Origin of the sequence: Niabella insulisoli, from assembly GCF_039652435.2 — a bacterium.
GTDB classification, from domain to species: Bacteria; Bacteroidota; Bacteroidia; order Chitinophagales; family Chitinophagaceae; genus Niabella; species Niabella insulamsoli.
The window spans coordinates 3,363,952-3,387,149 of the sequence record NZ_CP190246.1; the positions used below are offsets into that span (position 1 = coordinate 3,363,952).

The 23,198-nt window shown below is 41.7% G+C and carries 20 protein-coding genes and 1 tRNA gene; 2 read left to right on the forward strand and 19 right to left on the reverse strand.

Going from position 1 to position 23,198, the window contains the following annotated elements; translation table 11 throughout:
- The first annotated feature begins 20 nt into the window (after nt 1-20).
- Together ABDK00_RS13970 and ABDK00_RS13975 are read left to right on the forward strand one after the other, a co-directional pair.
- Entirely contained in the window at nt 21-731 is a 711-nt protein-coding gene (locus tag ABDK00_RS13970; RefSeq protein WP_428400335.1) for an SOS response-associated peptidase, read from the forward strand.
- Nucleotides 728-964, forward strand: coding sequence for a hypothetical protein (locus tag ABDK00_RS13975; RefSeq protein ID WP_346236769.1), 237 nt, complete (start codon nt 728-730; stop codon nt 962-964). Before ABDK00_RS13970 ends, ABDK00_RS13975 begins: the two co-directional genes overlap by 4 nt.
- A gap of 205 nt (nt 965-1,169) precedes the next feature.
- On the opposite strand, the gene ABDK00_RS13980 is transcribed toward ABDK00_RS13975, so the two are convergent.
- The 19 genes from ABDK00_RS13980 to ABDK00_RS14070 all read right to left on the reverse strand — a co-directional run bounded on the left by ABDK00_RS13980 (nt 1,170) and on the right by ABDK00_RS14070 (nt 23,165).
- Nucleotides 1,170-1,922, reverse strand: coding sequence for a BRO-N domain-containing protein (locus tag ABDK00_RS13980; protein WP_346236768.1), 753 nt, complete (start codon nt 1,920-1,922; stop codon nt 1,170-1,172).
- Nucleotides 1,923-2,236: 314 nt separating this feature from the next.
- Nucleotides 2,237-2,791, reverse strand: coding sequence for an N-acetylmuramoyl-L-alanine amidase (locus tag ABDK00_RS13985; protein WP_346236767.1), 555 nt, complete (start codon nt 2,789-2,791; stop codon nt 2,237-2,239).
- Nucleotides 2,792-2,802: 11 nt separating this feature from the next.
- Nucleotides 2,803-3,834, reverse strand: coding sequence for a hypothetical protein (locus ABDK00_RS13990; protein ID WP_346236766.1), 1,032 nt, complete (start codon nt 3,832-3,834; stop codon nt 2,803-2,805).
- Between the two features lie 2 nt (nt 3,835-3,836).
- Nucleotides 3,837-4,448 carry a hypothetical protein gene (locus ABDK00_RS13995; RefSeq protein WP_346236765.1) on the reverse strand — a complete coding sequence of 204 codons (612 nt, stop codon included), beginning with the start codon at nt 4,446-4,448 and terminating at the stop codon, nt 3,837-3,839.
- Nucleotides 4,448-4,873, reverse strand: a complete 426-nt coding sequence (locus ABDK00_RS14000; protein WP_346236764.1) for a hypothetical protein — start codon at nt 4,871-4,873, stop codon at nt 4,448-4,450. The genes ABDK00_RS13995 and ABDK00_RS14000 overlap by 1 nt, the downstream gene beginning before the upstream one ends.
- Complete coding sequence (locus tag ABDK00_RS14005) at nt 4,870-5,268, reverse strand: hypothetical protein (RefSeq protein ID WP_346236762.1); 399 nt, start codon at nt 5,266-5,268, stop codon at nt 4,870-4,872. Before ABDK00_RS14005 ends, ABDK00_RS14000 begins: the two co-directional genes overlap by 4 nt.
- Complete coding sequence (locus tag ABDK00_RS14010; RefSeq protein ID WP_346236761.1) at nt 5,268-7,748, reverse strand: hypothetical protein; 2,481 nt, start codon at nt 7,746-7,748, stop codon at nt 5,268-5,270. Before ABDK00_RS14010 ends, ABDK00_RS14005 begins: the two co-directional genes overlap by 1 nt.
- 43 nt (nt 7,749-7,791) lie before the next feature.
- Complete coding sequence (locus tag ABDK00_RS14015) at nt 7,792-8,652, reverse strand: hypothetical protein (RefSeq protein WP_346236760.1); 861 nt, start codon at nt 8,650-8,652, stop codon at nt 7,792-7,794.
- A 605-nt stretch (nt 8,653-9,257) separates the two neighbouring features.
- Nucleotides 9,258-9,815, reverse strand: a complete 558-nt coding sequence (locus tag ABDK00_RS14020) for a hypothetical protein (protein WP_346236758.1) — start codon at nt 9,813-9,815, stop codon at nt 9,258-9,260.
- A 17-nt stretch (nt 9,816-9,832) separates the two neighbouring features.
- Nucleotides 9,833-10,405, reverse strand: coding sequence for a hypothetical protein (locus ABDK00_RS14025; RefSeq protein WP_346236756.1), 573 nt, complete (start codon nt 10,403-10,405; stop codon nt 9,833-9,835).
- Nucleotides 10,362-11,483 (reverse strand): hypothetical protein, encoded by a 1,122-nt coding sequence (locus tag ABDK00_RS14030; protein ID WP_346236754.1) that lies wholly within the window; start codon nt 11,481-11,483, stop codon nt 10,362-10,364. Before ABDK00_RS14030 ends, ABDK00_RS14025 begins: the two co-directional genes overlap by 44 nt.
- A gap of 42 nt (nt 11,484-11,525) precedes the next feature.
- Nucleotides 11,526-12,362 carry a hypothetical protein gene (locus ABDK00_RS14035; RefSeq protein WP_346236753.1) on the reverse strand — a complete coding sequence of 279 codons (837 nt, stop codon included), beginning with the start codon at nt 12,360-12,362 and terminating at the stop codon, nt 11,526-11,528.
- 33 nt (nt 12,363-12,395) lie between these two features.
- Nucleotides 12,396-12,471, reverse strand: a tRNA-Met gene (locus ABDK00_RS14040).
- 6 nt (nt 12,472-12,477) lie between these two features.
- Nucleotides 12,478-12,885, reverse strand: a complete 408-nt coding sequence (locus tag ABDK00_RS14045; protein ID WP_346236752.1) for a hypothetical protein — start codon at nt 12,883-12,885, stop codon at nt 12,478-12,480.
- A gap of 505 nt (nt 12,886-13,390) precedes the next feature.
- On the reverse strand, nt 13,391-14,281 hold the full coding sequence (locus tag ABDK00_RS14050) for a hypothetical protein (RefSeq protein WP_346236751.1): 891 nt from the start codon (nt 14,279-14,281) through the stop codon (nt 13,391-13,393).
- The gene (locus tag ABDK00_RS14055) at nt 14,281-16,032 is read right to left on the reverse strand and encodes a hypothetical protein (RefSeq protein ID WP_346236750.1); all 1,752 of its coding nucleotides are present in this window, start codon (nt 16,030-16,032) and stop codon (nt 14,281-14,283) included. The genes ABDK00_RS14050 and ABDK00_RS14055 overlap by 1 nt, the downstream gene beginning before the upstream one ends.
- Nucleotides 16,033-16,042: 10 nt before the next feature.
- Entirely contained in the window at nt 16,043-17,455 is a 1,413-nt protein-coding gene (locus tag ABDK00_RS14060) for a fibronectin type III domain-containing protein (RefSeq protein ID WP_346236748.1), read from the reverse strand.
- Entirely contained in the window at nt 17,452-19,851 is a 2,400-nt protein-coding gene (locus tag ABDK00_RS14065; protein WP_346236747.1) for a hypothetical protein, read from the reverse strand. The genes ABDK00_RS14060 and ABDK00_RS14065 overlap by 4 nt, the downstream gene beginning before the upstream one ends.
- A 170-nt stretch (nt 19,852-20,021) precedes the next feature.
- Complete coding sequence (locus tag ABDK00_RS14070) at nt 20,022-23,165, reverse strand: hypothetical protein (RefSeq protein ID WP_346236746.1); 3,144 nt, start codon at nt 23,163-23,165, stop codon at nt 20,022-20,024.
- Nucleotides 23,166-23,198 lie beyond the last annotated feature (33 nt).

Genomic DNA, 23,198 nt, shown 5'->3' on the forward strand with positions numbered 1-23,198 from the left:
AGGATCAAAAAATTGACCCCGTGCCCTTCAACCGACCGGTCGCCAGCGGGTTTGAATATCCAGACTGGCCGGTGCTCCTAAAAGATAACGAAGGGGCTTACGTAAACGAGCTCATGCAATGGGGATTTCTGCCGACATATATTTCGGATGGTGCTCAGGCATCGAATTTCCGTGGCGGCTATAAAGATGAGAAAGGCAAATATCACCCGCCCGTAACAACGCTCAATGCTATAGCCGAGGAAATGCAGGATAAACCCATGTTCAAAAAGAATGTCGGGAATCGATGCCTGGTTTTATCATCCGGTTTTTACGAATGGAAGCATGTGCCGAAGATTGGGAAATCAGGTAAAGAGTTGAAGGCTACCGATAAGATACCGCACTTTATTTATTTGAAGGACAGGCCGCATTTTTTCATGGCCGGCATATACAATCTCTGGACCAATCGCGCTACTGGCGAAGTAGTGCCCACCTTCGCTATCTGCACAACGGCGGCTAACACACTGATGCAGGAAATTCACAACAGTAAAAAACGGATGCCTTTAATCCTAGATGAGGAGCTGGCGAAATATTGGCTGGATCCCACTTTAAACGAAAAGCAAATCACAGAAATAGCGCATTTCAAAATCAGCGAATCGGAAATGGATGCTTATGAAGTGGACAAAGAGTTTCGAACATCGCCTGAGCCGAATAAGCCGCGACCCAATGAGGATCCGCAAAATTTGTTGTTATGAAAATTCCTGTCGAATTTAAAACCAACGACAAATCATTTAAAGGCTTTCTGACAAGCGTGCCCGGCTCCGGTGGGACCTTTTATCACTTGTATGTGCGCAGGCAGGGAAAGGCGGGAATAGGAGATTACTTTGCCGGGCAATTTTGGCAGATCGAACAGGGCTGGCAATTTGCTTCGCAAAAGAGATTTAATGCCGATATCGCAAAGCAGCTGGAGCAGGCGCTGGCGCTGTAATTCTCTCGAAAATTCTTATCTTTAAGATGGTGATACCAGTTTAGCAACGGTGCCAGCCCTCTAACCTTTTTATTATTTTCTTCTTACTTTTAGCAGCATACCTTAGCGCATTAGCAAGACTTCCGTGGATTGAGCGACACTTTTCAATAAATTTTAGAATAAAAAAAGCCCCTCGATTGAGGGGCAAGTCGGTGCTACTAAATAACTATGAAGCCCTAAGCAATTTGGGAAGATATTTTAAGGCTTTGACGTCTCTTTCCTTAAAATAAGCCTCCGCATTCTTAGGCAACCAATGATTATCGATAAATCGAATAAATATTGGCAGCAACTCTATCGGATATTGCCTGGCATCAACTTCAACTCCGTTCTGAAAAGTGTGTTTATAATATTTGTAGTCTTTGCAAACAGCTGGGTAGTGACTGTCTAAAAAATTGGCAAAGCATTTTCCCACGCTAACATCCGGGCGCAACTCTGTACCTGTAAGCGATTTGTCAGGAATTACATACCCCTCCTTTTCGAATCGCATATACAGTCTTGCGTATAATTCGGTAATAACTGAAAAGTAACCGGTGTCAAGCTTATGCCAATTATCATTATACCGAACAATAAAATTCGGCATCGCTCCACCTGCCATGTAAGCTCCCGACTTTCGAATTGCTGGAATAACCTCTTTTGTAACCCATTTTCGAAACTGTTGAGCTGAAGGTTTTCTACTTTTGAATATTAAAGCATATAAACCGCTCTCGTTCACTAAATTAACAGTTCTCTTTTGACCTAACCTATGTATTACATAGGGTAGCTTTTCATCATCATCCAGGGTGCTCAAGGCTTGTGTAACATTCTGAATTTCCAACACCTTACACAAATCCGACGCGAGAAACCATATCTCCCCCTCAATTTCCACGGTTGTTAACTGATTTAGACCATCTCGGTCATACTTGAAGATTGCTAATTGCATTTTTCCTCCTTTTTTTTACATTAAAAAAAATAGGAGCATAAAATCCGCGGTTGCGGCAATAAAATTTATTTGGCTGATTAGTTGAATCGTTTAATATTTGCACCGACGAAAAGAACGAACAATTCAATTAAATCAAAAAAAATTTTTACCTCTCCTTGCCGGGAGAGGTTTTTTTATGTCCTAGGTGCAAGGTAGAGTTTTTGCATTTATATGGTTGCAAAAGTTTTTCACCTGTGGATAACTTAAAATTTTTTTTATTCCAAAAAAGCCCTGATAATAATACCAGGGCTGTCTCTATTTTGCTTGCCATAAGATTATGGGATAATGTTTTCGTATTTCACTATAATTTCAGCATGGCGTCGGGCCAAAATATCTTTATTAGCAAAATACCGATCCAAATCGCTCCTGTTGGATATAAACCCAAGCTCCAACAAACAGATAATTCCATCTTCGCGCATCAACCCCAACCGGCCGCGATGGCTCTGCCCTTCATCGATAACACCTCTGTTGCGAATTCCTAAAACGGCCGCAGTTGTATCGGTCAATTCCTTTGCAAATGCTTTATCCAACCTATCTGCCGCAGCCTCGATCAATCCCGTTGTTCCGGTAGCGGCCGAGTTCGTCGCAGCATCGAAGTGATATTCTATCACCACCGATCCCGAACCGGTGCGAATGCGTTGTAAATACATGGCCAGCGTTTCCTCATCCGAATCTGTGATGTAGGGAACGCGCAGAGCGTCCAGCTCCTTACACACCAAGTTGCGAAATTCAATTGCCAAATCACCTTCTTTGTATCCGTTAGCTACAGCGCCGGGATCGCGCTTTACTTTTTTGCTCTTGCTGTTATGACCGGCTGAAATAAATATCATGTTGCTAAAATTTAATTGTATTGACCTGAGACAAACATCCAGTTCCTACCCTTCACGTCGGTTACTTTCACGCACGCTTTAACGCCACGTGTGGATGCGATACTGTTTTCTGTGCTGATTAATTTCTGATTACCAAGCCCCGAAACCATCTGCCACCATTGCACTTCAACCTTGCTTTTGTCCTCGGGGAACTCGCCGTTGTATTTATAACCGACCGTCAATCTTCCACCGCTGTTGATGATTTTTATATCGCTGGCATAAGGCAGCGCCGGCATAGATCCGATATCATACGTTACCGATATAGTTTTAAAATACTGTTCCCGTTCTGTATCGGTCATACCGCGCTCGATATACATTGTAGCAAGCCAGTTGAAATCTGTTGAATTAGTCTCTATTCCCACGCCGTACCCTAATCGACGGCTAATATCAGAAGTGGCAACTTTTCCAACATTCTTTCCATTCAGCCAAATCGTAATGCCGTCTGCTTCATATCTTGCATGGATAAACGACAATTCGAAGTAATTAGGAAATGCTTTTGCTTTTAAATAAGCATTGCTGTTTCCTGCTCTTATATTGTCGCTCGAGAAGCCTAAGTAATAATTGCCCCAGCCGCTCGAAATAGCCTCATAGTCGGTGCCTGGCATTTTTCTAAATACAATTGTTTGTTCTTCCGGGAATGAGAAAGGATTGCTATTCAACCGAGTGAGTGTTTTAAAATTGGCATTCGGCTGATTCGTAAAAATTAATTCACCGTTTAATAAATAGGGCCGGGCGATTGTGGGCTTTTCTAAACCTACGTATAGCATATGCCGATCACCTTTTTCGGGGTTTATTCCAATGGATACGCCTTCAACTTCAACTACTCCGGAGGCTTTATAATAAGCGTCTACAAAGTCCAAAACATGATCAACTTGCGGTTGAGGATCTTCCGGCTCTGGTTCCGGATTTTCGGGCTCAACAACAGGATCTTTCACCTCGTACCTGGAAAGAAATAACCCAATATCTTCCCCTGTAATTTTTGATGTATCGATTGTAATTTTCATGATTAAAATTTTATGTAAATGCCACCTTCGTAACCCGTCCTGTCTGTACTCAGGTCTTTTATATATTTGGCGCCGATACCAATATTCTTTATGTATATGCCGGCGCCAGCAGCGGCTTGATTAAATGTGTTGTAGGATCCCGTAATGAATGGCGTAAATGTTCGTTTTCGCTCTATGGTGATTTCCTTTTGGATCGGTGTAAATGAGTAGTCAATTCTCTGTAGCTTGTTGTATTGTACGTTGGACCTTACAGATAATTTCCCGTTACTGTTGTCGAATAACGTATTGTCGTACTGGTTTAATGTGATGTATTCCGAAATAATTTTACTGGTATCAACTTTCTGGATAACTTGATAAGGTATCGAATCTATAATTGTTTCACCGGGCTGGCCTTTCATCCAAACAGTATCGTTTTTAGTTGGATAAACAGGATCCGCCGGAATTTCAGATTTTATAGGTTTGGGTGCGATGAGCGAATCTTCTACCGTATTCCCTTTAACATATACAATCTTTTTAATTACATCGCTATTCGCCCGGCCCATAAAAAAGCCGATCACCCAACATAAGAGGCAGGCAATCAGCCATGGCCAGTGTTTTATAAGTAAAGTTTTCATTAGAAAATATTTTTGAATAATCTTTTGATCCAGCTTTCTTTCTTTTCCGCCGCTTCTACATGCGGTGGGTCAATCTGTCCCGGAGGTTTCAGCTCACTTGGGTCATCGAGAATTATGTATTCGACAACCGTGTCTCTTACAACCTGTTCTTTATACTCCTGCTTCAATCGATTTGTATAGGCAATCAAACGTCTACTCAAACTTCGAAATGTTAACCAGCTTTGCTTTACCTGCTCAACATCTTGCTTTTTTGTTGCAAGGGTTGCGCTGTCGTTAATTTCCTTTAACCGGTAAACAGCGTAGATTTCGGGCTGATCAGCTACCTGCTGCGTTGGTGGTTTTATAGTGTCTCGCTTCTGACTGTCTGTGTTGTGAGCGAATCCAAACAGCAACAAACCCATCAATGTTAATGCTGCGTATTTCATTTGATAGTTTTTTTTATTACATTTTCATAACCCTTTCTTATAAACCTTTCCTCCTGAAGCAATGAATCTTTAATTCTCAAAAGGTCAATAAAGCGAAACGCTTCTTTGTTAAATACCTGTCGTTCTTTCGTAAGCACATTTTCTATGCTGTCAGCTCGGGCACGGGCCGAAAGCAATTCTGTTGTCTTCAAGGCGTATTCTTTTGGAGAAACATAATCCCGTTTTATCTCCCGAACGAGCTTACCGTATGCAATTCCCAGATAAACCACGGCTACAATCGCAGCCGTCCTGATCACCGATCCTAAATCACCGATGATATAATCCAACGCATGCGCGAATTTGGCCCACACAGGTTTAGCGTTATCACTTCCCAGTATTTCTGTTATCCAGCCCATTATATATTCAAATAAGGTTCAAGAAGCCTTTTTAAGATTTCTATTCCATAATCATTCAAGTGAGCACTGTCTTTTAAGAATGTATTACCATCTGTTCCAGAACCTGCAATTGCAGCGGTATATATATTGGTTACGCCATCTAATGAGGCTTTTCTATAGGCTATTTCTGTAAATCGATGAAAAAAGTTCAATAAAGGAATGTTCATTTCCTTTGCTTTGTTAACCAAAGCTCCAATGTAATCATCTACCGTAATATTATGACCATTATACGTGGTGTATCCCCATCTACCTGTTGAAGCCTCAACGATACCCATTACGGCACCGCCCCAAGCGATGAAAGGAACTACCGGGCAAGCATTAACGGTTTCGATGTCATTCAGGTAGCTTTCCAAGTGCCCAGCTATTACATAAGGCTCGACACCTGCAGGCTCGGTACCGCTACCACTCTGAACACCTTCGTTAATTATGGGAACTTCCATCAAGATCAAATCGGGATTAAACGCGTCTACCTGCCAAGCCTTGTTTAGCGAAAGACCGTAAAGTGCTTGTGACCCGATTGACGCAGCGATATAATTAAACATAAACTCATGAGGGCTGAATTCAATACCCCAATATGCAAACCTGCCGGCGCCGCTGTTTTGTATCGTAATAGTTTTTGCCGTCAGATCAGTAAGGGAGCGCATGTGTATGCGTTTTTGATATTGACTTTTCCTGAAAGTTCCGTTTATTAGAGCGCTACTTTCCTGTGCAGAAAAAGTGTACCCGTTAGCCTCCACCCATGTACCTGACTCGTTTTTTACCTGTACCCTACCGTTGCCTCCGGCTATAGAAATTGATGTAGTTGCCGCCCATTTGTAATCGGTGTGGAGGATAGCATTACAACGCCTCATTCCAGCCGGATACGAAAATGAAACGCCAGCATTAGTTCCACCATCTATTACTTTAGTCGTAGGTAGAATAAAAGCTGGGCCATGGACTCCCCATGCGCCAGAAACTTCTCCATCCTGTCTCAATACCTGGGATGTTCCACCGCCTAATACTTCAGTGAAGAGACCCGGCACATCAAATCGGTTGTACTGCTGCTCGCGCCACCTTAGTTTTTTCTCTAAAAAAGCGTTAAGGTTATCTTCCGTCATGAATGGTGGCCTGTACATTGCATCGGTCAAAGGTGTATTCCAACCCAGATCCGTTACGATAGAATCGCCGACCATACATACTGTCACATCTTCGTTCCTAGCCCAATACTTTGCAATAAAGTCGGACAAATAATCAGTGATCTTTGAGGCCTCATAGCTTCTATGAGGCAATAGATCTTTTAATTCCAAAGTGGCCCAACGGGAAAATTCTGGCGCCTCTGTATCCTCAATGACAGCCTGAAAAGCTGGTAGTGTAGCTGTAAATCCTGATGCCGATGATATGGTTCCCACTACTGTTGCGTTTTGTCGCGGAAAGTATTGTGCCGTATCAAACGCTTCAGCAAACAAATAAACATTCTGCCCTGTACCCCTTGTGTTAAAGTCGGGGTCCAAAAATTCTGTAGCAGAAGAAGACAAGTAAACTACCTTGTTTCCTAAGCTAATATTCGCTCCGCCTTGCAAGATGCGATAGCCTCCTTTAGCATCGAATATTAGGCCGTTTGAAAAATTTATTGTGATGGGATTACCCCCTTCAATTAATAGATCCTTAAGTGAAATCCCAGGTGTTGGCTTAGCTGCAGGCTTAGCGACAAGTTGTAATGTGTACCTATCAATTGTTCTATTGTAGTGTAGATATACCGCACTATTATCATTATACTGCGATTCGGAAATGGAAGGAGAAATGTTTGTTCCTTCAGGACTGATAATTTGAGACTCAAAAGCACCGTAGCTATTCTTAAGATTGGAAAATACCAACGGAAATCCTTCAGATCCATTTCTAACCACCTGATATGATCGATTACCATTCGGGGTAGTCATCACGCTGTTGGTGAATAGAGGACGTGGCGCACCTTGTATTTTTTCGATTGGAACTTTAGTCCACGTGGCACTGCTATACTTGTATCTAAACTCTACTCTATCATAATCACTACTTGGGCCCACCTCATAGGTCTCGACTGTAATAGACGGCGCCGATATTCCATTAGCAAGTAGCAAATTACTATATGTGCCAGCCTCTTTAGCAACTAACGTGATGTCACTACCAGGAGGACTCATTATATTGGTTGTGTACCAATCTGATGATAAAATGAAATTAACATCCAGCTTGCCGCCATTTCTAACTATACCGGTTAGGTCTAATGATGAATTTCCAGTAATTACATAATATCCAACTCCCGCCTCAAATCCTGTAATTTGATTAATTGGACGGCCGGGCACATAAGAATAAAGAGACCCAAATACTTTGTAAATAGCACGAGTGTTAGCAGAAGTAATACCCGCCTCAGCAAATGATATAGTAAAGTCGCTTACTACAGAGTAAGCGCTGTTAGCAGCTAAAATCATCTCCAACTTAATTTAAAAAGGGCTACCGGAGTAGCCCTTATCATTAGAAGTTTACATTTCCGTTTGTGAATACTCCGACATGGCTAACGCCTTCTTTATCGATGTATCGGAACGGCCGACCGATGTAGTCAGATGGGAAGGATACTGTCAATTCCTGTGTAACACCTACATAAACAGCCATTGTTACAGCTGTGCCAGTAGTACCAGTTAAAGAATTGAATTGAAACTCTACATCCTCATCAATTTCGGCTACCGTAGCGGTAACAGACGCTCCAGTGTCTTCTGTATCTGCCGAAAATTCAAGAATTGTGTTATAAACAACCGGAGTAGTTGTTGGGGTGTATTTGATCGCCGGCTTAATTGTTTCAACCGGGTAAAACTGAGGCAAGTTTTCACTGATCACAGTAGCTTGAAAATTCCAAACTATTTGAGCATTTAGATCATCTTCTACCGGATTGCTGGCATAAGCCGTGCAAGCCTTATCAAAAATGTGAATCAATGTGCTCGTTACATAGAACGGAACAAGATCTGTTCTGTTAGCGAGATCATTGTAAAAATTGTAATTCAGTTTATAGTCCGGATCATTAACGCTAAGAACCTGTGTGCGAGGTCCATTGCTAGAGGGTCGATCTCCAAATCCCTGAAGCTCCGCAGGAGTTCCGGGATCGAAGGATCCGCTAGTTTCTGGAAGAACGATTATATCTCCAGCAGCAATGCCGGTTTCCCAGGCAGTCAGCCATGTGGATAGGTTTACAGCAGCTGCTATGATCGTAGAAAGATATCCTTCTTTTATGAACCCAGACTGCCGAACGCGGCCGAACTCTGGTTCCCTTCCTCCAGGGCAAGGCGCATGAACGTGTGCAAATTCACTTCCAGCGCAATCAAGATTATTGTAGTAAGGCATTGTAAAAATTTTTGATTAGTTACACAAACACGCGTCTACGCATGCGGTGCTAAATATTGTTTCAATTCTGTATCTTATTTGCAGCAATTCAATATTTTGATTTAGAAAATATGTTGCTCCCGGAAACTCTTGCCGAAAAAGGGAAACCGAATCGAAGTTGGAGCCGGTCACGCTAATCGTGCATTTTGTGAGACCCAAATTATTTTTAAGCTGTGGGCTCAGCTGTTGAGGAAATCCAAAAACAAGAAGCGGCTCAATAATATATTTTGAAACACCAGTAATTTTTGAATTGTTGTAAACCATCAATTGTACGTCTGTTGTGCTTTTGTAACTCGATTCGTCTCCGAACGATTGCCTTTCAACGCTGTACGATTTTGATAAGATTTTGTGATAAATTTTTAAAGCATGCTTATCGTCCGCCGTAAGTATTGTAATTTTCCCAGCCTCAACTACCGCTGGTAGAAAAGCGACATTGTCGTCTTCCTTGTGTGCGATCGTCGTGCAGAGTCCATACAATTTCAGCGGCTGCAGCTTACTTTTATTCAAAGAACCAGCCTTTAAAGTCTCATTAATATGATTTGTTATTTGAGGACTGAAAGGCATAATTATTTTAAGTTTTCTTCTATGTAATTTTCGGCCACGGTTATTACCAATTCAACCTCTCCTTGCGAAAGAGCAGAAAGAATCTTTTTCTTATATCGCTCTTCATTCCAGAGGGCCTTTTTCAAATTAAATGGATTATTATATCCGATGCCGTATCCGTCCGATGTTGCCATAACACTCATGTCATTTTCCATCTGAGAAGTGAGAGATAGAATTACTTTTGTATCTGAACCTCTGCGATAATTCGGCCGCGCTAGATTCGCTTTTTGCGTTTTAACATCGTAAGTGGCATTTTGTCCTTTGGTAAAATAGCCTGCGTTCTTAACCTTGCCTTTATTTTTTCCTCTAATTACTCGATCAGAGTTGGCGTAATCCCCAGTTCTGACTTTCATATATGCTGAGGAATATGTTCCAATTTGAGAATCTGTACTATCCTTGCCTTCAACGTGTACTCTTTTTCTCATCTCCGGGAGAACGGAAAGGGCTACTGTACGAAGTAGTCCGTCCGGGTTTTTAAGTCCCTCAATTTTAGATTGAAGGCCGATAATTACTTCACCCATATTACTTGTAACGTCGATCATAAACAGGCAAAATCCCATTTTAATGCATCACCCGAACATGAAACAACATCGGGAAAACAAGTGCTTTTTTGTGGATCAATTCCTATTACGGCATCATTGAGCGCGGCTTGAAACTCACCATAGAATTCAATCTTCAACTTTTCGGCTTTATCGTAACCAATTGTATTGTATTGGCTGAAAACATCTCCGGAAGTGCATTCGATCATTAACTCAGTGCCGTGTAAATACCACAACGCAACGTCAAAGAGCTCTTTATTTTCGCAAACCAAACATTCCAGTATTGAATTGTCCGTAATCGTAAAACACCGGTTAAATTGAGCTTTAACAAGGATCTGAAACTTCTTAATTACACGAAGCTTGATATCCTCCCATAGACCCAAAAAAGTCTCCTGATCGTCATTTATCAACGCATTGATAAAATCAGTAGTAACGCCGGGAAGTTGATTTACTAAAAGAATGGCATCCGGCGTGCTGCCACAACCGGAAATGCCAATTCTATTTTGAAGACAATCCATCTTCTTATCCTTAAGAGTTTGTTGCTGTGTAACGATATGTACCGTTGTTTCCAAACAGGCGATCTCCAGTAGCATAAGAGTTCGCAGGAATATTCAGCTGAGTGTAAGAACTCATCAGGATAATATTCCAACCTCTTCCCAGCTGGATGGGCGGATTGGTAGTTTCGTCGAAAGCACCAATTTGCACTTCACCAGGACAGGTTCTGTATGTCAACTGCACGTCAAATTCGAAGTCTCGGTAAGTTCCTTGGCCGATTGAATCTTCAACAGGAAGTTTCAAAGTGAAGAAATAATCACCACCTTTCAATCCTGATTTTGATCCGCGGAAGCGAGCGATATTAACCAGTTGAACGGCATCTTTTTCAAACAATGCGAACTGATTAGCACCCCAGGCAGTTGCCGCGTAAGGATCATAAAAGAATTCTGGGAACCCTAACAGGCGAGTATTCACACCGCTTTGATCGTAGCTTTTAGCTACTTGTTGCAAGCTATAATTGTGAACCAAACCAGAGCCAACAATTTTTGCACCTTGCAACTTACTTTCGTTGATCTGAGCATCAGCCATAACTTGCGTCATACCCTGAGTCAGCGGGTTAGTAGTTCCGTTTAATACAAAATTGATGGTTTGAGCTGCATTTGAACCAGCACGAACGTTGGTACCAAAAGCAGCCGCCTGAATAGCCAGCAAATCATTGTTGATATCAGCGAAAAGACCGTTGGCCTGACTGATAATCGCGTCCCAAACCTCACGCATGATTGGTGTGGCCGGACCGCCAACATTCATAATCCCTAACGCATCTTTTTCGAATTTGGCGATTTGATCGTCTTCGAATGCGATACCAAGAGCTCGAAACTGAGTGGCCGGAACGTCGTAATCCAGATAAGCTGTGCGAACCTGAATAGAACAATCATCCGTAGTTACTGATTTGCCGGGAGTACCCCTTTGCATGTAGCGAACTTTTACGTCACGTAGATAACCGCTACCGTCATCTACATAAGATTTTACTGTTGGGGGCTTATTCTCAAGCAGCATTTGCATGTAACCGTATGGAGTAATTTTATCCATAGGCGTAGCTCCCCTGAAAGCTTCTCGTGAGCTTATCACTAAGGCTTGCGCCAAACCTTTTGCCATTGTAAAAGATTGAAAAGAATTATTGTGGATATTGAATCACAATTACGACATAGAGGCCAATTGCGCATCGATATCATTAACGATCGATACGTTTTTGTTTCCGCCAGGTATTGTAACTCCGGTTGATCCTGGTTGTGGAGGTTGAGGGTTAGGATCAGACACCTTCAACAATTTGTTTTGCGCAAGAACGCCATCGATATAAGTGTTAGGCTCTACAGCCTCATTTGAAGAATTAAAAGCCGGTAAGCCTTCTTTATTTACGACTACCAACTGGCCGGACTCATCTCTTTTGATATTGAATCCTTTTTTAAGAAGATCGTTATTGACAGCTGCAAGCGCCGTTTGAATTGCGATGGAGCGGTCCATTTCTTTAGGAAAGACATAATCTTTACCTAAAAGTATTTTTTGAAGTTCGAATGACGTTAAATCAGTCTCCCTTGTAGTTTTGAACTCAGTTTCTTTACTGGCAAGAAGATCTTTTAAATCTTTTAGCTGTTTGTTATACTCGGCCTCTTTAGCTGCAAAATCACCATCAGGTTTACCCGCTTTCTTTTGTGCGGCCGCAGCAGCTTTTACCAACTTAGAAATTCTTTCGTAGGTGTTTTTTTCGTTTGCAAAATCCTCTCCAACTGTAATACCCAATTCGGAAATCAGATTGTCCATTTGCGTATCTGCAACGCCGAGAATGTTTTGGCGCAATTGCTTCAATACGTCAGGATGGCTTTTAGCAGCAGTAATAGAAAGCAACCCTTCATCTACTTTCTTGAACTGATCTTCGCCGACCTCATTTTCCAAGTCAGTTAAGGACTTCAGTTCGTCGGTAATTTCGATACCTACTTTCTTAAATAATTTCTCTAAAAGTGTTCCTAATTTAGGCATAAAAGATTTTTTGTGTTAGAACTTTTGTTCTCTTGGTTGCGGAAGCCGGACTTGAACCGGCGACCTTGTGATCATGAGTCACACGCGCTACCAACTGCGCCACTCCGCGATTTTACTATTGAAACGAGGCTGCCTTCTTTTCAGCCGCATCTTTTACTGTTTTGCGTTCATCGTCGCCGGTAATTAAAATCACGTCTTCTAGCGAAGTAGCGGCATTAATTCTGGCAATTTTCTCCTGGGCGGTTTCTTCCGACTTACCTCCACCCTGCAGGGCTGCAAGCCTTTGTTCTAATTCAGCAATTCTTTCGTCCTTTTCTCGGATTTCAGCATTTGCTGCGCCGGCGCCTTTAAAATTTTTGTCGTAGAATGGTAGTTTTTTAGCTTCCTCTTCGCTCATAACTTCTAGAACCATTCGATCATTGGCTTTTAATCGGTTATTCATTGACTTGTAAAAAGCTTCTTGCTCAACGGGTACAACGTGAATTGTCCGATCTGTTTTGCGTACTACTAGAACATTTGCCATGTCTTGACTTTTTTAATATTCTTAAACTTGGAATAAAATTAAACTCATTTTGATAATTATTAAATTCATTTGATTACATTATTTGTATTTTCTGTACTTTTGATACATGGGAAATATCAACTACAAGCCTGTACCAGACGAGATAGAAAATCTTATTTTGGATAAACAGCTGGAGCTCACAAAAAAGAGAAAGCGTAAAGTTTCAAAAAGCGAAACTATCACCCATCTTCTTAAAGAAGCATATCTGAAAGTAAAAGGATAACTTTGTTTGGTGGGTAATTACTGCAAAACCTGTATCTATTGGGGCGATCCTATTACTGGAAGTCAAAGCGTTTCGGCTGTATGCAGGAGCGTAAATGTTGAAATGGATGTTCAAATTGAGCACCTGGAGAACGATGGGGAAAATGCTGTTATTTTCACCTCAAATTATTTCGGGTGTGTCCATCACCGGGACCGGCCACCTGTGATGATTGACCTGAAAAGGGAAATAAACAAAAAAGACTGATTATTTTTTCAATCGGCTTTTAATGTTTTCAGGAACCGCCGATTCGGGAATCATATAAACCCCGTGCCGGCAATTATATCCACCTCTTCTTATTTTAAAATTATCGGTATTTGTTCCCGGAATCATCCCGACGGGCAATCCCGTTGTTTTACTCAACTTACACTTGCGGCCATCAATATGGCCCTTTAATATTTCTGAAAGCTCAGAAACGTGGAAATAATCTCTATCCGTCATGAGGTCGCAAAATTCCCGAGTGGTTTCGATGTCGCTTCCAACATACCGGCCCCACTTAAAACCAAGATCCTGAGCTATTGCTTCATGGTATTGGGCGCTGTATTGATGAATTGCATCAGTGGTAATTTGTTTAGTGTATCGCATCAATCTCCCTTCTCCGGATGCATTGTCGATCAGATAGTCCGCTAGTTGTTGTTGAAATTTAGCATAGCTTCCTCCGGAGGTGATATTGTCTCGTAGAATCGATGTTACTGGTTCGACTACCTGGCTATCCATACCCTGTCCCATTAGATCATATATCGTTTGGTCAATGGCATACTCTCTGATAACTCCGAGTTTTCTTTCTGGTTCAAACTTCGGGACGTACCGCTTGAAATAACTGATCTGCAAAGCTGAAATCGCTTCAAAAGACGCGACAAAACTTTTGACAGCTTTTTTGTATTCTTGCGAAAGGGTAGCCCTTTTTAGCTTAGTTTTTATCTGACCAATCAGCCGTAAATTTTTAACCGAGTTAATTATCTTACCGTTTCTGGTTTCAAGTTCCTTTGTCAGATTAATAATCTCCTCTAAAGATTTTTCCTGCACGCCGGGCACGGCATTTTCAAAGGCCTCTATGGCCTCATCCATAATTTTTAAAATATCCTTAAAATCGCTCATTACTGATTTGCTGTTTCAGCTTCTTTCCCATTCATTTCCAACATTATTTTTTCGCGGACGTCATTCTGGATTGCCGCAACCTCATCATTTGCCTTCTCCTTTTCATCAACATATTTCATGAGGATTTTCATTTGTCCGTCATAATCCATCGTAGAAAATTCTCGGTGCTCCCTGATTGCTCGCTTTATAAATGACGCCAAATAAGAGGAAAGAATGAAATCTTTTTTTGTGATGGCCTGATTAGTCAACAGCGCCATTTTATCATCAACTGAATAGCCGGGAAGCGGATCTAAGTCAAACATCAAATCAATGTTTTGAGCCAGATCGGGCTTATTGTAAAACTTTTTAGCCGCAAGCTGCTGCTCCAATGTTGCCACCAGTAGAGGATTTATTTTTCCGCTTTTGGCATCGGTCACCTCTTTCATTAAATAATCTTCAGGCAGCAAATCAAAGTTTTGCGGTACCGGAACTTTCGGCAACTGCTTTAATCGTTTTTGTCTGTCAGGAACTATAAAAGAATATCTCCACTCATTGATAAAATGGATAACCTTGTCAATGGAAAAAATTATATCCTCGGCGATGTTGTAAACAAAATTGTTCAACTCTTCTCGATCCACCTGTTTCGCGTCTCCCGAAATTGATAGCGGCGTCTGGTCAAGAAACTGCATATTTACAGCGCTTAACGCTTCGAAACAATGACCGCGGTAACTTTTTTCTTGAAGCTCCAAAATCACAGTATCTCTAGCAATATAACCGGCCGGTGGTGTTGGAAGTTGCTGTTGACCGAGCTGCGCAGCCTGAACTTTTAAGTGTGCAAACGGAGAAAATTTAACTTTCCCGTCACCACCACATGACTTACATTCTGTTTTACCATTTTCTCCCGGTACAGATCCAACCCCGCTACAGGCTTTACACTCCTCATTTTGGTAATACCAAAATAGCGGGTAGAGGTGTTGAATCTTAGATCCTTTTAAATCAGAATATTCTGCTATCGCTTCATCTAAAAATGGGACCATAGAGTCGATCCGAGAGCGGTTAATTATATGGCGATCCATCTGTTTGTAATACTCGGCACGAACACGAAAAACCGGCATTTCGTTAAATGGATTAAGTATTGTGTTTTTAACCGTAAAACCTCCAGAGACTGGAGAAAAAACCGTCACTTCCCGATTGTCGATATAGTAGAACTCATTTTGCCCATTCACCTGCAGTTTGCTCCGCAAAACGGCAAATTCTTCATCCAGCCAAAAAACTTGGTCGGAATTGAAAAGAATCGGCAGCGGCTTTAAATATTCTGCTTCATTTGTGGTTGCACTAAATGGAATTACCGCAACCACAGCATTAGCGTCGATAAGATTTTGTTTCAATAATATATCGAACGCCCAATTCGTAATAGACACAAAACCGCCAAGATTGTATTCGCAGTATTGCTTGAGCGACTCGCTGTCAACAATCTTTGCACTTGATTTCTCCGGATAATCGATCATGTAATCAGCGCTTCGTCTTATTTTTCCGAGGGAAGAAAATACGCGCGAAACGGTTTTTTTTGTAACTGGCTTGTAGACAGCTTTGCGATACGCTTTTATCTCTTCGGGCTCAGATGGACGGCGTTCGTCAATCAACGCTTCTGGATATTCTCCATTTGCATGCGTGCGAATAGCATTATAGAGATCGTTGCTTTCTTTAAAAATCGGCAGCTTCTCGGCTCCGGCAAATATATTTTTCAGTTTATCAATAGCTACTTTCGGCATTTGTTTTTGTTTACAAAGTTGAAAAATCTTGTATTTCCCAATCAGAAGTAGAGCTACCAACAATTGTTCTTATTGAGACTTGATATAATGATCCACTTGTCAGACCTGTTAATCCATGAGTAATTCCCGTGACGATTACAGGATAGCCGCTAAGCGTGACCTTAGCATTTGATTCAGTCGGGTTAATGTATAATCGAACTAAAATTTCATACCCAGTCGCGCCTTCCTCGGCCGGCCATGCCAGATCGGCGCTTGTTGATGTTATGTCATTAATAAACAGTTCAGGCGGATCGATATAGCTTACTGTTATAGTAGATGCGAATGATTCTGTATTTACGCCAAAACAATTGCTGATATCAAACGCCACGTCATGCACGCCGTCTTCCTGTGGAATGGAACCAGACAACAATATTCGATTACCGTCTAACGATACAGTAAGCCAAGCCGGTGCCACAATATTTGACAAATTAAACGGGCCGGATCCGGAAAGCTCGATATACTCGTTATAAGTCAAATCGGAAGCCTCTGCATTGGGAAGAGAGCTGGTTAAAATTGCAACCGCGGTGCAGTCTCCGCAAACGCCGCAATTGCTATTTTTAGTATCATAAGGCGTAACCAGAAGTTTACAATCCCCTTGAGCCATGAATTTATTTATTGCTCCTTCCCAATCAATATTATAGTTTCCATATCCGACCACACTTCCTGAATAGTTTCTATTTTCTACATAAACCTTATCGTGACTTAAGGCCATGTCTATTTTTTCATGAAGGGTGATATCCGCGAAATCGATCAACATATTAAACTCTTTTGATTTGACTGATTTAGTAACTTTTTGAGTGCCGTCAGACCTGACATATATATTTTGATTCGTGACTATCTGAGGACGTCTGATCAAAGCTGGAATACGGATGCGATTTTGAAAATCATCAGTATTGCAGTAATAGAACTGAAATGAGTTATCCTCGCTGAAATATTGAATAAAAGTCGTGTCAACATCGTCGCAAACCTTTTTGAATACATTTGAAACCATTGTCGTGCCACGAAAAAGCAACCCTAACTGAAAGCATTCTTTACATGCAATTAGGGATCCACCGGTTACCACGTTGGTGAACGAATGCTGCCAAACAAATAATATATCAGTGTCCGACACTTTATACTTTCTGAACTTCAGTCCGTCGGCGATAGTGTAATTTCTCAATGTCTGGCTCGGTACCGACACCGGCACATTATCATAGCCAGAAAGTAGCAATAATTGCATTTCAGTATCGGAGGCCGAAAATATCTCCTGAGCCTCCGCAAATGTTGCACCCCGGACAATTAAAGAAAACCAAACGTCGCTTTCTTTAAAAAAAGGAAGTATATAGTCCGTCTGCGATATTGGCGCAAACTGTACAAAACTGAAAGGTAGATTTAAAATTGTCATTTTTTTGGAATTAATCTGAATGTTGCCATTCCTTCGTTATGTTTTGCAGAAACGCTGTCAATCCACCCTAGTCCCGATTCGAATTCATTGCTAAAAGCAATTAGGCCGTATGGATTTTCTTTAATCCTCCTGAAGTCAGCGGCGCTTAAATCATAATCGAAAACCACACGTTCGGGCTGCAGTATAGGAGCAGCAGATTCAGGATTTTCAAAAACCGAATTTTCGATGGTGTCGTTTTCTGCGATGGCGTTTTCCTCCAAGGCGCAGGACCCGGCGTATTTGCCCTTAGCCCAAAAATTACCATCACCATCCGTAAATATTATTTTACCAGGCAGTTTAAAGCCAGATGCAATCTGATCAAACCAACGCATGGCGTTTCTTACCGGGCTGATTCGGTAATTATAAATACTGTTCGGATCTATGATGTTTTCGGGAGCAAGGATATTTCCTTGCTCGACATATAGCCCGTTTGAACTCGGAAACAAAACGGTTTCACTGTACTCATCAACTGTTGTACCCCCGCTAAACTCTACCGTTACTGTTGAAGGCTGACCGTCCCCGGGATTGGAGATGCTTGTAACGAATATATCTCGCGTTCCATTATTGCTGACAGTACCCGAAATGCTGATACTTCCGACTAAAAAAATACCAGTGTCGGAATAGGTTTCAACTACCATTTTATTATCCGCTGCGAAGAAGTAGACTTTATATGTCTGCTGCCTTGTCATACAGATGATGAATGTGTCGTTATCATAGCGCCAGTCCTTGCTATCATCATTACCCTTGCGCCTGGTTATCTCAATAGCATAACCGGATGCAATAAATTTGGACAATTTATTTAGTTCGTTACTTATGCTGTTTAGCGTAGTCCGATACTTTCTTTTTGTCAGAAATTCATCAAGCCCGGTATATTCTTCTGCTTCCCATTTTTCATACCCGAATGAAAACAAACTGTAGTGCTCATTTTCCTGAACTGAGCGATCTATTTTATTTATATTGCTACAATTCAAAACAACTTCGTCGGAATAGAAGTATTTCCAGTTTTCTACTCTCAGACAATTGTATCCTGGCCGGTTAGGATCCGCTTCAATGCCAAACCCGATGTGATGAATCGGCTCAAGGCCTTCGAATAACTGCTTCAATGACAAAGAAAAAACAGGAGGTCGGTCAATCAGCTTTTGTTCTTGCCTCCTAATAAAAAGGCCTTTTGTAATAGCCTCCATTGCGCCACAGCCATCTTGAGGCCGGCTGTATGGAAGACTGTCAGTTCTTCCGAAATAGTCGCTAAAGCCTTTGATTTTCCCGTTTGTTATAGCTTCGGCAACACGGCTAATTGACTCATTAACCATGAACAATTTACAGAGTGTGGCAGTTGTGCGAGATAGATTTTCCGCTTTAAAAAAAGAATTTTGATTGATTGTGATGCTATATCCAAAAGCGTCATTATCCTCAATGTAATGCTGCTGGTCTGCTGTTTTACGATCATTTACGGCTATGATGAGAAAAAACCGATCGCCATCATTGAAATCAACATCAGAATTTAAAACAAATGAAAAACTTATTGTATTGCCGGGTTGGACAGCATCGTTTAAATCGCCCGACGGCGTTGCAAAAATCAACTCGTGACCTAAATAGACATAATCGTCAGGAGATTCTCCATTATCCGCATTTTCCCTGTGTGGCAATTTGAAAAAACCTATACCTGCATGAAAAATAGAGCAGTTTAAAACAGCAATGCTTCCGCTGATATTGGTATTGACCTGAGCTGGATTTGTAACGGCACCATAGTTTGGCGTATCAGGTGCATAATTAATTATCGCACTGGTTTGTAATGGTGAATATTTAGGATAGTAGGCTGGATAGCTTCCAGTAACATATCCTGGTATGCCGGCTGCTGCGTCGTGAATTTCTTCTTGCAATTCCGATTCTACGATAAAGCTTCCTATTTCCGAAATATTATCTGCACTTAAGCCCAATGTATATTGCATTGTACCCTGCACAGGATTGGTTGGTCCGCCTCCCGTGGGAATATTTGTTGGAATGCCGATGAAGGTTTTTGTTTTAGTTTCTTTCGAGATAGAATAATCCTGTATCGAAACGCCTTTACTTGGCAAGCTTACCTGTTTTGCCAGCGCTTCGTACGGCGGTAGATCTGTAACGCCATCAAAGCCTTTTAATGTTTCTAAATCTACCGGCTGATCCCATTTATTTCGAAGCTCCATAATATCGCCAGCCGCCTCGATTGGCATCTTAATAAAGCATTCGTCGCCTAAAGAGCTGCTGTATTTACCAAATATAAATCTACCTCTGTAGAGCTCAAGAAAACCCTGACCGCAAGAATATTCAATTAACAACGTCGCAATTCCATCTATCCCGTAAATATCCTTTTCCCACATTAGCAGACGTGCGGCCAAGCCGTCAAACTGAAAATCGTTACCCTGGTAATCAAAGAAAATACCATGTGTATCGAGATCCCTTTTAATCTCAGTAGTCATATCATCCCATCCTATCGGCTCATCGATAACATGCTGGTCATTATTTCGGTCTATTATGGTAAACCTCCAAATCATTTCATTGAATATCTTTTGTTATGAAATCTGGTTCTATTTCCGCCCTTTGTAACCCAATGCTGAAAATCACCTTCATTAAAATTGTTTTGTATATAAGTTGCTTCCGGAAGATGCTTGGCCATGGCGGTGGCAAGCTTGTCATAATCTATACCGTCATTTTTCCGATCCTCGAATGACTTCCACAGCATAGGAGGTATTTCAGGAAAAGAGAAATCTGTAAATCGATTATCAAGCCATCCCTCAAATTTGTCGTTATTAATAGCAATCAGCGCATCCTCCCACTTTCTTGTTGATTTCGCATTTATAACAGATTCACCTCTTGATATCATCGCCGGAATAGAATCAGAGGTGTCTGATCCCGGACCCGAGATGTTCACTTTCCCATGTCTGAATTTTGGAACAGGCTCATTGGATATCTTAGCTACCTGCACCGCTCCCATTACACCCGCTACAGCCGCTAATGCTATACCGGCTATTATAGTTGGCGCCGTAGCTAAAGCGTTAACGACCGCCAGGGCTGTGTTGATAACAGCCTGAGATCGTCTTGCTCGTTTGTCAGCCTCCCATGCCGCCCGTTTCGCAGCCGCCTCTTTCTTTCGGTACTTTTCGTCAATTTGGCTTTTCTGTTCTTCAGTGAGATTTTTATTATCAAGTTCCCTTTGCTTAGCTTCATCTAAAGCGCTGAGCTGGGCATCCAACTGTGCCATTCGCTCATTTGCCGCTTGCGCGAAAACACCATTCAAAGTTTGCTGAGCAGCTGCGATTCCAGCCACGGCCAGTGCTCGATTCTTTTCTGCTTGAGTGGCGTCGGATTGCTGTATTTTCACAAACTCTGCGTAAACTTGCATCGCAGATTGCAGGCCTGATTTTAATCCTTCGCTATTAATAAGGGTTTCGTCTAAACTACTCGCCATTAAAGAAAAGGTTGATTCAATCTGCCTGTTTACAGAATTGTAATAAGCCTGGATCATGCGCTCTCGTTCATCATAAGCTGACTGTGTGGCGGTGTTTTCCTCTGATAAATACTTATTGTTCAGCTCGGCTTTAGCCTTTAGATACTCTGCCTCTGAAATCAATCCTTTTGAATACAACTCTTCATTTAAAGCCTCTTCTTTTTCGATGCCAGCAAGCTTGATGTCAATTATTTCCTGATTGATTCGGGAAATTTGCGCCTTATCCTTCACCCCGATCAGCTCACGCTGTTTGGCAAGGATATCAGCTTGGTCATTTATGAGAGAAAGCTCTGTTTTATTTTGAAGTTGCTTTTTCGCAAACTCCTCATCAAGTTTTTGAAGGTCTGACTGCAATTTTGTTTTGATAGCAATACGAATCGCAGCCAACTCCTTTTCGTTTTTGATAGTATTCGCTGCGGCAAGCTGCTCATTCGATGCATCTCGCTCCAAAGCTTCCTTTTTTAAGATCAACTCAGCCTCAGAACCCTCTTCCACGACTGACAATCGCGCGTCAATTTCTTTTTTATCAATTTCGTATTGTCGGGCGGTTTGCTTTTCCTGGTATGACTTTACAAGAGCGTCTTTATCTTCCTCGGCTTTTGCGAAAATTGCCTTGCGCTGGTTGATGCCTTTTATGTCAATTGCGGCGATCGCAGCCTGCGCATCAATGGCTGCTTTTTGTTTCTGTAAATAGATATCTTCCTCTTCGCGGCCGGCACGTTTGAGCTCAGATAATTCCGCTTCAATTAGCGCCTTTCTTTCGGATAAAATCTGCTTATTATTCTCAAGCGCCTCCTGAGCAGCTTGTTTTCTTTTATCTGCCGCCTCTTTAGCGGCTGCAGCCTGATCTTTTCCAAGTTGAATATTGTTGCGGTTAATCTCTTGATCTTGTTCATACAGCTTGCTTTTTAATTCGACCTCTTGTTCAGTATATCTTTTTTTGTCAGCAGCCTGTTCCTGTGCCGCTTTTACGCCCATTAACTGAACCTGAGTATTTACCTTTTCAAGTTGGAGGTTTCTATTTTTGAGCCTGTTGATCTCACTTAGATTGCCGCCCATAACCTCTAAGGTTTTAATGAGCTCCTGATTTTTTTTTATCTCTGCATTTCGATCAAGCCATTTTTGATTTGTCTTGGCTTCTTTTTCATAAAAGTCCAGCCATTTATCCGCGGATTCATTGAGCGCATCCATTTGTTCGGTGGCATTCTCAGCTGAATCTGCGAAACTGTTTAACACAGCTATTGCCGCTGTCAACCCAACGATAAACAAACCGATAGGAGATGCTGCCATTGCAACATTCAAAGCTTTGGTTGCAACGGTACCGGCACCAGTAGCTGCCGTTTGAATATTAGTAGCGACGGTTTGAGCCTTAGTGCGAATAGTAGTCAACAGAATCATCGCAGCACTATCTTTCTGCAAAACAGCCTGAAGTTGCTGAAGGCCCATTAATACCGACATAGCGGCATTCACCTTCAATAAAGCTTCTTGTAAATCTTCATTCTCATCGCCAAAAAGAGCAGCTGCGCCTTGAACAGCAGCAAATCCACCAGTTAAACCGGCTGTAAGCGAAATAAGGCCGTCAATTGATCTCGTATCAGATCCTAAAGTTTTAAAAGTGTTCTGAAAATCGCCATATTCATCTTTCAGGTCTCCGATCTTTTGCTGAAGCTGATCAAACTCAGGAGTTCCTGCCTTGCCAGCTTCATACATTTCTTTCAAGGCAATTTCCGCCTCTCTAATTTCCTGTCGAAAGGTTTTTGTTTTTTGGATTGTTTGATCTTCTTTATTGCTGAACTCTTCGAGTGTATCATTTAAAACACTCAAAGAAACTTCGAACTCTTTCACCCGGGACTGATCTTCCTCGGTCAGAATATTTTGCTGAGCGGCCTGCCTTGCTATTTTGATATATCCCTGAACTTCTTTTTGAGTTAATCCCAGTTCTTTTTGAATTGTCTGTAAATATTTCTTATATGCACCGGCAATAATTGACTTATCCAATGATTTGGACGCCTTTGTCATGTTATCAATAGACGAAGCAATCCTCTTCTGAGAATTGTCCATATCGGAATAGGTTTTCTTAGCCTGAGCAGCCAGATCCTTTTCCGCTTCTGTCATTTTATCTAACTTAGCAGCGGCTTGATCGAGGCTCGCATCTTCCGTCCTGAAATTTATTAATACATCACTCATCGTCTTTTAGATGTGCCGGCACGAATCGATTTT

What these genes read in the sequence shown, in the direction of transcription:
- ABDK00_RS14050 (WP_346236751.1), bottom strand. Translation starts at nt 14,281, where the DNA reads ATGAGCGATTTTAAGGATATTTTAAAAATTATGGATGAGGCCATAGAG.
- ABDK00_RS13990 (WP_346236766.1), bottom strand. Translation starts at nt 3,834, where the DNA reads ATGAAAATTACAATCGATACATCAAAAATTACAGGGGAAGATATTGGG.
- ABDK00_RS14070 (WP_346236746.1), bottom strand. Translation starts at nt 23,165, where the DNA reads ATGAGTGATGTATTAATAAATTTCAGGACGGAAGATGCGAGCCTCGAT.
- ABDK00_RS14045 (WP_346236752.1), bottom strand. Translation starts at nt 12,885, where the DNA reads ATGGCAAATGTTCTAGTAGTACGCAAAACAGATCGGACAATTCACGTT.
- ABDK00_RS14015 (WP_346236760.1), bottom strand. Translation starts at nt 8,652, where the DNA reads ATGCCTTACTACAATAATCTTGATTGCGCTGGAAGTGAATTTGCACAC.
- ABDK00_RS14020 (WP_346236758.1), bottom strand. Translation starts at nt 9,815, where the DNA reads ATGGGTGAAGTAATTATCGGCCTTCAATCTAAAATTGAGGGACTTAAA.
- ABDK00_RS14055 (WP_346236750.1), bottom strand. Translation starts at nt 16,032, where the DNA reads ATGCCGAAAGTAGCTATTGATAAACTGAAAAATATATTTGCCGGAGCC.
- ABDK00_RS14060 (WP_346236748.1), bottom strand. Translation starts at nt 17,455, where the DNA reads ATGACAATTTTAAATCTACCTTTCAGTTTTGTACAGTTTGCGCCAATA.
- ABDK00_RS14005 (WP_346236762.1), bottom strand. Translation starts at nt 5,268, where the DNA reads ATGGGCTGGATAACAGAAATACTGGGAAGTGATAACGCTAAACCTGTG.
- ABDK00_RS13985 (WP_346236767.1), bottom strand. Translation starts at nt 2,791, where the DNA reads ATGATATTTATTTCAGCCGGTCATAACAGCAAGAGCAAAAAAGTAAAG.
- ABDK00_RS14010 (WP_346236761.1), bottom strand. Translation starts at nt 7,748, where the DNA reads ATGATTTTAGCTGCTAACAGCGCTTACTCTGTAGTAAGCGACTTTACT.
- ABDK00_RS13995 (WP_346236765.1), bottom strand. Translation starts at nt 4,448, where the DNA reads ATGAAAACTTTACTTATAAAACACTGGCCATGGCTGATTGCCTGCCTC.
- ABDK00_RS14065 (WP_346236747.1), bottom strand. Translation starts at nt 19,851, where the DNA reads ATGTGGGAAAAGGATATTTACGGGATAGATGGAATTGCGACGTTGTTA.
- ABDK00_RS14035 (WP_346236753.1), bottom strand. Translation starts at nt 12,362, where the DNA reads ATGCCTAAATTAGGAACACTTTTAGAGAAATTATTTAAGAAAGTAGGT.
- ABDK00_RS13980 (WP_346236768.1), bottom strand. Translation starts at nt 1,922, where the DNA reads ATGCAATTAGCAATCTTCAAGTATGACCGAGATGGTCTAAATCAGTTA.
- ABDK00_RS13975 (WP_346236769.1), top strand. Translation starts at nt 728, where the DNA reads ATGAAAATTCCTGTCGAATTTAAAACCAACGACAAATCATTTAAAGGC.
- ABDK00_RS14000 (WP_346236764.1), bottom strand. Translation starts at nt 4,873, where the DNA reads ATGAAATACGCAGCATTAACATTGATGGGTTTGTTGCTGTTTGGATTC.
- ABDK00_RS14030 (WP_346236754.1), bottom strand. Translation starts at nt 11,483, where the DNA reads ATGGCAAAAGGTTTGGCGCAAGCCTTAGTGATAAGCTCACGAGAAGCT.